Origin of the sequence: Rufibacter immobilis, from assembly GCF_003721565.1 — a bacterium.
Classification (GTDB): Bacteria; Bacteroidota; Bacteroidia; order Cytophagales; family Hymenobacteraceae; genus Nibribacter; species Nibribacter immobilis.
The window spans coordinates 466,891-479,587 of sequence record NZ_RJJE01000009.1 but is presented as its reverse complement, the minus strand read 5'-3'; the positions used below and the strand labels follow the sequence as shown (position 1 = coordinate 479,587).

General features: G+C 51.4%; 9 protein-coding genes. All 9 read right to left on the bottom strand.

Annotation, left to right across the window (positions count from 1 at the left end; translation table 11 throughout):
- Positions 1 to 83: 83 nt before the first annotated feature.
- The 9 genes from EFA69_RS09240 to EFA69_RS09200 all read right to left on the bottom strand — a co-directional run bounded on the left by EFA69_RS09240 (position 84) and on the right by EFA69_RS09200 (position 12,660).
- On the bottom strand, positions 84 to 959 hold the full coding sequence (locus EFA69_RS09240; RefSeq protein WP_123132808.1) for a 3-keto-disaccharide hydrolase: 876 nt from the start codon (positions 957 to 959) through the stop codon (positions 84 to 86).
- A 20-nt stretch (positions 960 to 979) separates the two neighbouring features.
- Positions 980 to 2,437, bottom strand: coding sequence for a P-loop ATPase, Sll1717 family (locus EFA69_RS09235; protein WP_123132807.1), 1,458 nt, complete (start codon positions 2,435 to 2,437; stop codon positions 980 to 982).
- A gap of 159 nt (positions 2,438 to 2,596) precedes the next feature.
- Positions 2,597 to 3,724, bottom strand: coding sequence for a CgeB family protein (locus tag EFA69_RS09230; protein ID WP_123132806.1), 1,128 nt, complete (start codon positions 3,722 to 3,724; stop codon positions 2,597 to 2,599).
- A gap of 520 nt (positions 3,725 to 4,244) precedes the next feature.
- Positions 4,245 to 5,375 carry a CgeB family protein gene (locus EFA69_RS09225; protein WP_123132805.1) on the bottom strand — a complete coding sequence of 377 codons (1,131 nt, stop codon included), beginning with the start codon at positions 5,373 to 5,375 and terminating at the stop codon, positions 4,245 to 4,247.
- The gene (locus EFA69_RS09220; protein WP_123133434.1) at positions 5,365 to 6,504 is read right to left on the bottom strand and encodes a CgeB family protein; all 1,140 of its coding nucleotides are present in this window, start codon (positions 6,502 to 6,504) and stop codon (positions 5,365 to 5,367) included. Before EFA69_RS09220 ends, EFA69_RS09225 begins: the two co-directional genes overlap by 11 nt.
- A gap of 485 nt (positions 6,505 to 6,989) precedes the next feature.
- Positions 6,990 to 8,111: a glycosyltransferase gene (locus tag EFA69_RS09215; RefSeq protein WP_245964529.1), complete on the bottom strand. Its 1,122-nt coding sequence runs from the start codon at positions 8,109 to 8,111 to the stop codon at positions 6,990 to 6,992.
- On the bottom strand, positions 8,101 to 9,147 hold the full coding sequence (locus tag EFA69_RS09210) for a Gfo/Idh/MocA family protein (protein WP_123132804.1): 1,047 nt from the start codon (positions 9,145 to 9,147) through the stop codon (positions 8,101 to 8,103). The genes EFA69_RS09215 and EFA69_RS09210 overlap by 11 nt, the downstream gene beginning before the upstream one ends.
- A gap of 434 nt (positions 9,148 to 9,581) precedes the next feature.
- Positions 9,582 to 10,586, bottom strand: coding sequence for an MDR/zinc-dependent alcohol dehydrogenase-like family protein (locus EFA69_RS09205; RefSeq protein WP_221175699.1), 1,005 nt, complete (start codon positions 10,584 to 10,586; stop codon positions 9,582 to 9,584).
- 4 nt (positions 10,587 to 10,590) lie between these two features.
- The gene (locus tag EFA69_RS09200) at positions 10,591 to 12,660 is read right to left on the bottom strand and encodes an SDR family NAD(P)-dependent oxidoreductase (protein WP_123132803.1); all 2,070 of its coding nucleotides are present in this window, start codon (positions 12,658 to 12,660) and stop codon (positions 10,591 to 10,593) included.
- Positions 12,661 to 12,697 lie beyond the last annotated feature (37 nt).

The window sequence follows — 12,697 nt, the reverse complement described above, 5'->3', positions numbered from 1 at the left end:
GGCAATCCTTGTGGTTGCCCTTTATACGCTTGCTGCCGCCTTAGGCAACCACAAGGGATTGCCCCTACAAATCGTTACGCGTTTCAGAAGTACTTGCTATACTCCTTCGGCATGGCCGAAACGGGTTTGATCATGATGTCTTTGAAGTACGTCTCGGCGGCTTCGCTCTGTATCTGGATTTTGCCTTTGGTAAGAGGCGTGGCTTTGCCGTTCTCCACGTAGCGCGAATTCTGCAGCACCATGACCACGTGGCCGTTCACAATGTGCAGGCTTTTGTCTCCGAACGTGATTAATTCTATTTCTGTCCAGTCGTTGTTTTTGCTTTCACGGTTCTCGGTGCGCAGGCAGAACCCGTCACGGCCCGAGCCGGTGCCAATGGGCAGGAACGGCTGCCCGTGGTCGGCCACGGAGTTCATCATTCCCTCGGGCAGAAACGCCCTGATGTCCATGGCGGCGTTGGCGATGTTCCAGTAGTCTCCCGTGTGGCCTTCCATGATCTGGAACTCCTGCGAGAGCATCCAGGCGCGCCAGTAATCTACGCCCGCCTTGCCTATGCTATGGTACAGCACCCCCGAGTCTTTCAAGAGGTTTTTACGGGGATCAAACTTTTTCTCGCCCCACTTGTATTTGAGTTTGAGGTGGTAGTTCTGGTACTCCTGCTTGGTGAACACACAGCCATAGACCTCGCCGCTCACTTTGAGTATGGGCTCGCCTTTTTCCTCCAGCACCGTGAATACCTGCTGCCCCTTCACGTTGTAGCCCAGTGGCGCTATCTCCTTGCCCTGCGCATCTGTAGGTACCTTCCCGTTGTAACCCACTTGGTGGCGGTAGCTGAGATAGGTTTCCCACTGCGAGAGGTTCTTATCCAGCAGGGGCGTCCATTCTGGTTTGGGGAGGAAGGAGGTGAGGGCGAAGTAAAGGATAGACGTGCAAAAAACAATTATAAGTTTGATTTTCATTTGGAATTAGGTCTAAAGACTTACATTGATAATTGCTCTCTTAGTGCTAAGTGAACTACTATTTGTTTGTCAAAGTCTATTTCAGCTTTTGTGTCTCGATGAGACCAAGTGTAATATTCTTTATTTTTAAAGGAGTTATGCCACTTATTTCCAATGACATTAAATTTGAAGAATGAAATTAATAATTTTTCTAAGTCTATGTTAGGGTAATGCTTTTTTTGCCTTTCGTAATAAGTATTGAGTTCGTCGAAATGGAAAAAGTGTTTATTGAAGTTTTTTAGTAACCTTAGGCCTTGGTCAATTTCTTCTTGTGAAATATGTCCAAGCATTTCATTTCTTATTTCATCATAAAAATATTCTGAATATTTTGCTTTAAGTTCTACAAAACCTTTCCAGCCAAAGTAATTTGAAAAAGGGTATTTTTCTATAATCAAATTTAAAAACGTTATTATATCTCTAGGTCTAAATAGGGTTCTTTCTAAAATGAATCTGTCTGGAGAAACACCTTTGATATTTTGAGGAAATAATGTTTCAAATATTTCTTTGTCAGAAAATTGATTCAAATATTGCGTAGAGCGCTTTGCTTTTTGTACAATTAGATGAATCAATGGAGAGTCTGGGCTAACTTTGTCTCCCCAATTTATTGATACTGTATTAGTGAGTTTAATCTTGTTTAAATCTGTATCATTAAGTATTGAAAATATATCTGAACGAATTAGTAGAATGACTTTTGCTTTGATTCTTTTTTCAAGTATAGCGCAATTTAATGAGTCTGCAGTTTTTATTAGGCTAATTATTGAATTCTTATAAAAACTATCATTTTGGAACCTGTCATCTAATTCGTCATAAATCAGAGTATAGTTACTATTTGAATTGTTTAATAGCTTAATTACGACTTTTTCTAAATCTTCTAGGTAAGTCAAGTAACTACTTTCAGTAAATTTAGTTTGTTTGTTTACTTCAGCACCGACATCTAAAATTTCTTTAAGTATTTTGCCGTTTATTTTTCCTCCCTTAGTTATTTCAATTACCTTTTTTGCGTCTATATCTAAAGAATAGTAATTTTCTCTAAAGAACTTTTCTAATTTCCTTTTGTTTTCAGTATCCTGAATACCATTATCTTCAATAATTAATTTAGCAAAATCTATAAGAACAATCCAACGCCAAATTGAAGTATATTCATTTGGAGATATGTCATTTGTTTTAAAATTTACTAATTCATGAAATCTAAAGTCTTTATAGGATTTTATTTCACAAAACCAAATTGGGTCACTTTCAGATTGTTTCTTTATAAATTCTGCAAGTATTGTCTTTCCAGAGCCTTTTCTTCCTAATATAATGTACTTTTGTGGTTTTAAAATATCAGCATAATTATTGTTGTAATCAACAAAGAACTTCTCAAAGTCGTTTCTGTAAAGAGCTTCTTTCTTTCCATCATTAACTCCTAAATAAATATCGGACAATCTAATTTGTGTCATTTTTTTAATTAATTGTTTTATAGATGAATACTTATTTTGCGAAGCTAGATATTTAAATTAAATATAAAAACTTTAATATAAGTATTTCTTTTAAACGTTTTCGGCCTGTTTTGAGAAAAACAGGCCGAAAACGGAAATCACAAATACGTTCAACTACAATCAACTCCCCAGCTCCACTTCCTCATTGGCACTTAGAACGCTAGACTCAGAACTCAGGACTTCCATTACATAGCTCTCCAGCTCCTGCGCGCGGTGGGCGGCGGTGTGTTGGGTGAGCACTTTCTGGCGGGCGCGTTCCCCAATGGCGAGGCGTTCTTCCTCGGGTAAATCTATCAGGAAGTTCAGGGTGTCCTCAGCCGAGTAGGAGACCAGAATCTCTTTTCCAAACTCAAATATTTCATCCAGCCCGTCCCAGTAGTCGGAGATGATGGGCGTACCGCAGGCGGCGGCTTCAAAGAGGCGCACGCTGGGCGAGTAACCGGCCTTGATCATATCGCCGCGGGTGATGTTCTGTGTGAAACGCTGGCGGTTGTAGAATTGGCGGTGCTCAGCGGGCGGAAGGTGGTGGATGTACTCGCAGTTCTCGGGCCACTGGATGGTGTCTGGGTACTGCGGACCGGCCACTACAAAGCTGCCCAACGGCCATTGGCGCGCGGCATCCAGCATGAGTTCCTCCAGCGGCGGCTGGCGGTCATCTGAGTAGGTGCCCAGGTAGCCTAAGTCCCATAGTTTCTCCTCGTTGGGTTCGGGGAAGTACAGCTCCGGGTCAAAAGAGCAGTACAGTGGCCGCGCCATAGGCGACCCGAATTCCTTCTCCAGTTTCTCCAGCGTAGGGCCGCCCGTGAACGACAGGTATAGGTCATACATCGGGATGAGGCGCGGGTGCAGGTACTCGTAATCTTCACGGGCCAATTTGGCCAGGGTCACCGGCGTGTCAATGTCATAGAAGCCTGTCACGCCCTGCGCGGTATTGATGGCCCACTCACCCACGGCCACGCCCTCGGGCACGTAAGACCCAACCATCACAAAATCCGCGTCGCGCACCTGCTCCGTGAAGCGGGCCTGCAAATCATCTAAGGATTGGTACAGCTCCAGTTGGCAGTATTCAGGATTGGGTAAATCGCGGTTAGAGGCGTACCACGGCACGTCGCGCTCCAGGAACAGGATGTGGTGGCCGCGGTTCCGCAACTCGCGCACCAGCCCTCTAAACGTGGTGGCGTGCCCGTTCCCCCAACTGGAGGTGATGGACAAACCTAGGATGACGATGTTCAATGGTTTTTGAGACATATTTTTAAGACACAAGTATCAAGACGTAAGACACAAGACTTTTCTATTGCTCTCGCTCGCGTCCCGCGAGTGTGGGATACCTTCGGCCTCTGGCCGAGTTAAGGCTACTATTTCCAGCGGCGGGACGCCGCCAGGAACTCACACTCGCGGGACGCGAGCGAGTGATGTTTTCCGTTTAGGGGCTGTTTTCTGAAAAACAGCCCCTAAACGGAAGTAGAAAACTGCTTTTGCTCAATTCACTCTTACTTTTTCCTATAAGATTTACTTCACTCTTTCGGATTTATCAATCCGAAAGTCCTCTGTCGGGGATTTGTAATCCCCGTGCCTGCCAATTCTGCTCGTGGTTCACGGCGGATTGATAAATCCGCGACAAAGTGGTTCGGGATTGCAAATCCCGAACAGCAAAAAAGGACACGAGCTGTATGTTCGCGCCAGCGGTGTGCATCCAAACAGCCTCTGCTAGCGATTCTTTTTCCGTTTAGGGGCTGTTTTTCAAAAAATAGCCCCTAAACGGAAAATACTAGGAAACCACGGCGCCTGCCTCGGCTGCCGATGGAGCAGCAGCGGTGCGCGGAGTGGTCAGGAGCAGTTGCTCCAGTTCATCGGCGCGGTGCCCGTAGGTGTGCTTAGCCAACACTTTTTTGTAAGCGGCTTCGCCGATGGCTTTGGCGCGTTCCGGAGTTAAGCCTTGCAGCAACTTTGCCACTTCTTCGCCGTCTTTGGCTACTAAAATTTCCGTGTCTGGTTCGAAGAAGAAGTCAATGCCCTCCCAGTAATCAGTGATGAGGCAAGCTCCGGCGCCGGCGGCCTCAAACACGCGGGTAGCGGGGGAGAAGCCGTAGCGGGCCATGCTCTCGCGGCTGATGTTTAAAACAGCTTTGGGGGTGCAGTTGAAGGCGTTGTGCTCGTTGGTGTACACGTGCCCGATGTAGTTCACGTTGGCACTCATAGGTTTATCGCCCCAGCCGCTGCCTCCTATGATGAATTTCTGTTCTGGTAATTTGGCGGCCACGTCTAAGAAGAACTGCTCTACGCGGGTTTCACGGTCGGGTAGGCGGTTACCTAAAAACGCGAGGTCACAGGCAAACTTCGCCTCTGGCGCAACGGGGTAATGGGTGGCGGTGTCCAGGGCGTTGTAGATGGGCACACATTTCTTCGCTCCTAGTTTGGTGTAGGCATTTACCACGGGGTCGCCGCCGCCATAGGTCAGGATTAAGTCATACTGCGGAATGCAGGGGCGGAACGGATCGGCGGGGTCGCTTTCCACGCGGTCCAGGGTAGCGGGGGCGTCCACGTCCCAAAAAATCACGAGGCGGTCTTTGCTTTGCAGTTTCAGCACCTCGGCCTCCAGCAGTTCGTCAAACACGCCTACGCCGCTGGCTTTCACTACCACATCGGCGGTAGCCGCGTCTTCCAAGGCATTATAAACTGCTTCCTCGGTGGCTTGGTACACCACTACTTTGGCGTACTCAGGGTCTGGGATGTCGCGGTTTTCCTGGCGCTGGTAGGCATCTGGCTCATAGAAAGTAACCTGGTGGCCGCGGGCATGCAGGGCCCGCACAATACCGCGGTAATAGGTGGCGGCCCCGTTCCAGTACGCTGATACTAAACTTGATCCGAAGAAGGCGATGTTGAGCTTTTTATTCTGCATATGCTACGGGGGAATTAGACGTGGAGGAAATTTTAGTGGGGGCAATGCCCAGTTCTGCGCAGATGGCTTCCAGTTCATTGACCCGGTGGGCGCAGGAATGGCGGCGGTTGATGACGCGCAGGCCGTTGCACATCAAATCCATGGCGCGGCGCTGGTCGGTGAGCACGGTTTGCAGGTGCTGTTTCATTTCTTCGCCGTTGCGGGCCACCAGAAAATCTTTACCCGGGGTGAACAGGTTCTCAGCGTCTTCCCACGGCGCTGAAATAAGCGGAATCCCGCAGGCCATGGCCTCAAACGGACGGATGGTAGGAATGCCGGGCAGCGCCTCTACGTACGGTCTGCGCGGCACGTGCACCGTTACTTTGTACCTGGCAAATACCTCGGGCGCTTTGTAATTGGGCAGCCACTCACCATACTCAATGCCGGCTTCGGCTAAGGATTTAATGGCGTGGTCTGGGTAACGTACGCCATACACTTTGGCCTTCAGGCCGAGTTCTTTCACTGGATTTAAAAGGAATTCGTGCAATTCAGCGGTACGCTCTTCGTCGCCCCAGTTGCCAATCCAGACCAGGTCGCCGTCAAAGGAATCTTTGGTGTGGGGGTAAAAAACGCGGGTATCGGCGGCCTCGTGCCAGGTCCAGGCTTTTTGAGTCCAGCCTTCTTTGAGGTACAGTTCTTTGATAACTTCGCCGAAGGCCAGCACCCCGTCATAATGAGTCAAATCATAGGCGGCCATGCTTTCGCGCTCCGTCACGGCGCGGTGGTGGGTGTCATGGAATAGCAGGCGGTAATTGTTCTGCGTTCTGTGCTCACCCACGCGGCGCACTAGTTCATGGTCGTTCCACTCGTGCATGAGCACCAAATCGGCACCCGCCAGAACTTCGTCTAAATTGAGCGAATCCAGCTCATAAAAATTTGTTTCCAGATCCGGATAATACTGTTGCAGTTCCTCCAGTTTTTGCTCGCCGTATTGGCCAATCAAGTTGCTCAGGCTCCAGCCGTTTTTGGGTTCATAGACCTGCACGTCATGGCCTCTGGATTTCAGTTCCGTCACCACGCCGCGCAGGAAGTGGGCGTTGCCATGGTTCCAGTCTGATAGGAGGGAGTGGTAGAATAAGACAAGTTTCATAGGCATTTTTTGGGACATAAGACTCAAGATGTAAGACTTAAGACTCTTGGTTTCTAATTTTTATTCTGGTTCAAGTCTGGGACTTGGACCTAAAATGGCAGGAAGTTTTCAACTTCCTGAGGCCACAGCCTCAAATTTCTTTTGCTGGTGGTCCCCCTTTGGAGGGGGGTAGGGGGAGGATTACACAGGAGAGCCAGACATTGCTGATTCTTTTTCAATTGTAAACATCCCTCTTTATCTCCCCACAAGGGGAGAATCTGCTTCTTCAAACGTTCACTTACTAAGACGCGGATTTACTTCTGTGCCTTTCTGATACTCCCCCTTTGAAGGGGGCGAAGGGGGATGTTTACACCTGCAGGTCCACGCATTGCTGATGTTTCCCTGTTTTGTTCTTAACAAGAGCTGCTCCTATCAGCATCCGTCTTTATCCTCCCCCTACCCCCTCCAAAGGGGGACGAGATACACGCAGTTCTCTCGTTACAACTTTAAGTCTCCACAGGCTTTGCCTTTTTGGTATTCACGCGTTTGGGCAAATCAGCGTAGGCTTGCAGGTACTCCTGCGCCATGAGGGCGGCGGTGTAATCCTGGGCTTTCTTCACGGCACGGCAGGCCATGATGTTGCGGAGGAATTCATCATCAATCAGTTTCTGCAAAATGGCGGTGAGGCCTTCTACATCGTTTGTTTCCACGAACTCTGCGGAACGGTCCCAGACTTCCTTGAGGCTGTCAATCTTGCCCAGCACCAACGCGCAACCCGAAAACGCGGCCTCCAGAATGGATAATCCGAACGGCTCGTATTTGGCGGGCAGCACATACAAAGAGGCGCGGGAAAGCCAATCAGAAATTTCCCTTTGGGAAAGTTTGCCCAGGAAGTGCACGTTCTTGAAAAGCTTGTTTTCGCCTGTGGCGGGGTGGGTGGCGTCACCGGCAATGTAAATAGGCCAGTCCACGGCATCGGCCACCTGGGTGAGAAGGGCGATGTTCTTGGCCTCGTCCCAGACGCGGCCCATGCTGAAGATGAACGGTTCCTTTCGCCCGAAGCGGAAGGCATGTGGGTCGCGGCCGTTGTTTATGACCTGTTTTTGCGAAAACGTGCCATAAACGGCTTCGGCCTCGGTGAGCATGGCTTGGGTAGGGGCTACTACCACATCGGCGGCATGCAGGCCTTCGCGTACGCGCTCAAAGTAATAGTCTCGGCCTGCGGGGGCTTTCTCGTTTTTCACGGCGCGCCACCAGGTCTGCACGCACGAGTGGATGACCATGAGCACGGGTTTGTTCCAGGGCAGTTGGCCGTGGCAGAAGTTGTTCAGGTGGATGAGGTCTGGATTGAGTTCGCGGCTGAGTTCCAGGAGCCACTCGCCCGCGGCGTCCACATCGTCCCAGGGGTAATCCATCCATTCCAGCTGATATTCACTTTCGTACACCGTCACGTTAGAAAGGGCGGTCAGTTCCTGGCGTTGCTGCAGGGTAATGGCGGCACCCATGGTGGCCAGGTAAAAGTGCACGTGGTGCGGCGCCATAGCCCGGATGAGCTCCAGGCTGTACGTCCAGACGCCGCCCACGGTGTCGGTGGTCATGAGAACGGTTCTGTGCTGCTTATCTACCATAGATGCGGTCTAAAACGGTGGCTACTTTTACAAACTGCTCTGCTTCTTCATTGAATTTCTCACCGTTGGCTACGCGTTGCGCCCACTCTACGGCGGCACGTCCGCCCCAGGTGTCTGGAGGTGAAACCAGCGTTTCGGTCTTGGTGCCCCAGAACCGCTCGGCCACGAAATCATAGAAAGAGCCGTTCACGTTCTTGAATGAGGCACCGCCATTGGTACCGTAGAAGGTGGCACTGATGAGGGCTTCCTGTCCCGCGGGTAGATTCCAGGAACAGCTCAACTGCACGTGCGGACCCGTGGCCAAGTGAATGCTGGCGGTGGCGTAGTCTTCTACCTTGCCATCGGCGGGCGTAACGCGTTTGCCTTTGGAGAAGAGGCTGCTGGTCACGTTTTCCACTTCAGGGAAATCCAATGTCCAGAGGGCTAAATCAACTAAGTGTACACCCAGGTCAATCACGCAGCCGCCGCCCGACAGTTTGGGGTCATAGAACCAGGCCTTGTCGGGGCCATAGGCGTTGTGGAAGACTAGCTCCACGCCGTAGATGTCGCCCAACTCCCCCGATTTTACCAGTTCATAGACTTTGCGCATGGCCACGGTGCTGCGGTAGGAAAGGTCCACGCCCAGTAAGGTATTGGCCTGGCGGGCGGCCTCTACCACGCGCTTGGTTTCCTCGGCGTAGCGGCCCAGCGGCTTCTGGCAGAAAACGGCTTTGCCGCTCTCTAACGCAATGATGGATTGCTCGGCGTGAAAGGCGCTGGGAGTGGCGATGACCACGCCCTCAATGTCTTCCTCTAACAATTCATTGATGGTTTGGCAGACTTTAGTGTTAGGCGCGGTTTTCTGGGCCTCCTCCACGTTTTGCGGTACAGGGTCGGCCACGGCGGTTACTTCGCCCACGCCCGAATTGGCAATGGCTTCCATGCGGTTACGGCCAATCCAGCCAATGCCCAGAAAGCCGAGTTTTAAAGTATCAGTAGGAGCAACGGTAGGGGCCGCTGCGGCTTTGGTAGGTTCTAGTACAGTCTCTTCCGCCATAGTGTAAAGGGTTAAGATGGTATGTTTGGTGCTTCTTGTTGGAAGCTGTTTTTGGCCTGTTTTTCTAAAAACAGGCCAAAAACGGGAGTTATTTTTTCTGTTGCTACTCTACCCGATACTCCCCCTTTGAAGGGGGCGAAGGGGGATGTTTACACAGGAGAGCCACGCATTGCTGAACCTTAATATTGGCCCTCTATGCTGTTCGGGATTTGCAATCCCGAACTTTTGTGGCTGGGGATTTGTAATCCCCTTCTTTTGCTGAATCACTTCTGCCATGCGTGTCGGATTGCAAATCCGACGAGTAATAACTTCTGGATTATAAATCCAGAAGAGCGGTTCTTATGGGAACGCCATGACCTGCTGGTGTAAACATCCCCCTACCCCCTTCAAAGGGGGAGTATCGGGAATTTGTATATTTCTACAAAACGTGACAATTACATCGTCACCAACGCCTTCATGAATCCGTCAGGTCTATTGGTCAAGGCTTGAAACGCCTCTTCCATGTTTTCCAGCGGGAAGGTGTGGGTGTAGAGTAGGTCTGGTTTCAGGCGGCCGCTTTCTAAGGCTTCCACCGCTTCTTGTATGCCGTCAAGGTACATCTGCGGGTCGCGCTCATGGGCGTTGATGACGTCCAGGCCGCGCCAGTTCCAGAGCTGGATGTTTACCTGGCGCATGCCGTCTTGGTGGAAACCGGCAATGATCAATCTGCCGCGCTCTTTACACAATTCACCTGCTAGGTTCAGGGGCCATTCCTTGCCGGTGCACTCAATCGCGCGGTCGCAGAAAACGCCGCCGGTGAGGTCTTTCACCTGCTCAATGATTTGGTAGTGGTCATTCATAGGAATGAGTTCATCGGCTCCGCATTGCTGGGCAATGTCCAGAGAGAACGGACGCTGGGAAATGGCAATAACCCTGGCGCCCGCCTCTTTGGCCAATTGAACCAGTAAAGCGCCCAGAAACCCGATGCCCAAAATGGCCACGGTCTGGCCCGCTTTGATGTCGGAACGTTTGAAGATGTTCATCGCGCAGCCTAGAGGTTCACCTGGGAACGGTTTGCCTGCCAAGGAGGCTGGCAATTTTACCACAGAAGTAGCCTCGGCCACGTCATAGGCGGCGTAAGAGTTGTAAGAAAGAGCCGCCACACGGTCACCTACTTTCAGCTCTTTCACTTCTTCGCCCACGGCATCAATGATTCCCCAGCCTTCGTGGCCCGGGTTTCCGGCGGAAATGGGGTAAGTGAACCAGTCACGGCCTTCCCACACGGGAATGTTGGAGGCGCAGAGGCCACAGCCTTCCAGCTTAATGCGCACTTGCGTGGCGGTAGGCTCGGGCAGGGCTACTTCTTGTATTTCAACTTGCTTGGGCGCAGTCAGCACCGCCGCAGCCATGGAGGTGGCGACGGCGGTGGTTGGGGTGTCTTGGAAAAGATCAGTCTGCATAAAACTAAGCGACGGCTACGTTATCGGTTTCTTGTTCAACGGCGGTGGCAACGGGGGCGGGCAAAGACACTTCAATGCCTCTGGTTTCGCAGAGCCACTGGTACAGTTTGGCCACGCCTTCCTGCACACTATTTTTAGGGTACCAACCGGTAGCCTCGTGGAACTTGCGGATGTCAGACACATAGTAGTGCTGGTCGCCGGGACGCCAATCACCGAAGCTCAGGTTCACTTTCTTGCCGCGGTAGGTGCCAATCAGGTCTAACAGTTCTAATAGGCTGGTGGTGTTTTTTACGCCGCCGCCAATGTTGAACGCCTGCCCCGACAGGTCTTTCATGTTCTCCTGTGCCAGCAAGAACGCATCTACCAGATCTTCCACGAACAGGATGTCGCGGACCTGTTTACCGTCGCCGTAAATGCTGATGGGTTTGTTTTCAATGGCGCGTATGGCGAAGTGGGCTACCCAACCCTGGTCTTCGTTGCCGTACTGGTGCGGACCGTAGATGCAGCTCATTCTGAACACCACGGCAGGAATGCCATAGGTTCTGGCATAATCCACCACGTATTGGTCGGCGGCGCCTTTTGAGCAACCGTAGGGGCTGTGAAAATCCAGCGGACGGGCCTCAGAGATACCGCTGGCCAGAATGTTTTTATCTGACGGGTTATACCGGGTTTTGTCTGGCAGAAACTGTAAATCTTCCAGGCCGCCATATACCTTATTGGTGGAAGTGAACACCAGTGGCGGCGGATTGTCCTGGGCTCTGATGGCTTCTAGCACGTTCACCACGCCGCGGGCGTTGATTTCAAAGTCCTGGATAGGGCCCGTGAGCGAAGTGGTCACGGCAACTTGTGCCGCGAAATGGAACACCTCATTGGCATACTTCATCACCCGCTTCACTGACTGCAAATCACGGATATCGCCTACATAGACTTCCAGCTTGTCGCCGTAGTTTTCGTGCAGCCATTGCAGGTTGCGCTCTACGCCGGTGCGGGAGAGATTGTCAAAAATGAGCACACGCTTGCCTTGCTCCAAGAGGCGCTTAGCCAGGTTAGTGCCCACAAACCCGGCTCCACCGGTTACTACGGAATAGCGCTCCTGGTTGGAGAAATCCGTTTTGCGGCGGATGAAGTTGAATTTGTTTAAGCCTTCCAATCCGTTCTCGGCCCAGAGGCGGTACAGGAGTTTAGGCGAGCCGTCGGTTTGCTTCAGCCCGAAGTAATATTCGCGGTCATCTACGTGAAAGCCGCCCACGGTAGAACGCTCCAGATCAAGGTCATGCAGGCTGTACCAGAATACTTTATTTACCGGTGTCTGGCACACGTTCCGGAACTCCTGCAGTTGCTTGAATTCATCGTGCTGCCAGGTGGAGAAACCAGCCTCGGTAATCCAGAGTTCGGCCTTGCTTCCGTTGCGGTCCAGGACTTCGCGCACGCGGCTGATGTTGGTTTCCCAGCCTTCCCACATCTGATCGAAGACATCGGGGAAGCCATGGATGCCCACGGCATCAATGTATTGCATCACGCCACGATCAAACATGAGTTGCAGCCAGTTAGGGTCTATGGGGCTCATGCCGCCCAGCACGGTTTTCTTGCCACGGTGCTTCGCCCAGTAGGCCGCGCCGCCAATCATCTCCGCAAACTTGTCCCAGCTATGGTCCAGGGTGTAGTCGTATTCTACTTTGTTGTTGGGTTCGTTCCAGAGTTCTACCCACTCAAAGTGCTGGCCCAGGTCGGTGATGATCACGTCCAGGAAATCGGCGAAGGCCTTTAGGTCTCTGGGTGGGGAAGAGGTTTTGGCAACCTCGCCTAGAGATGGTGGCGTGTACAGGAAACATGGCAGCACCTTCACCTGTTGGGCGAGGGTGGGGATTAACCAGGCGTACCAGTCTTTGCCGCTGGGGGTGTAATAGTCAGCCCAGGAGATGCCGGTTCGCAGCTCGGTCACGCCCAGTTCCTTCAGTTCCGCGAGCACTTTCTCCACGCGGGCGTGCTCGTTGGGCTGGAACCATTCAACCAAGCCGATGGTAGGGGCGGCGAGGGGAGTATGTATAGGTTGAGTTTTAGCGATTTTAGTCATAGCGTTTTTAGCTTCTTTTGGGAAAAACAGGTCAGAA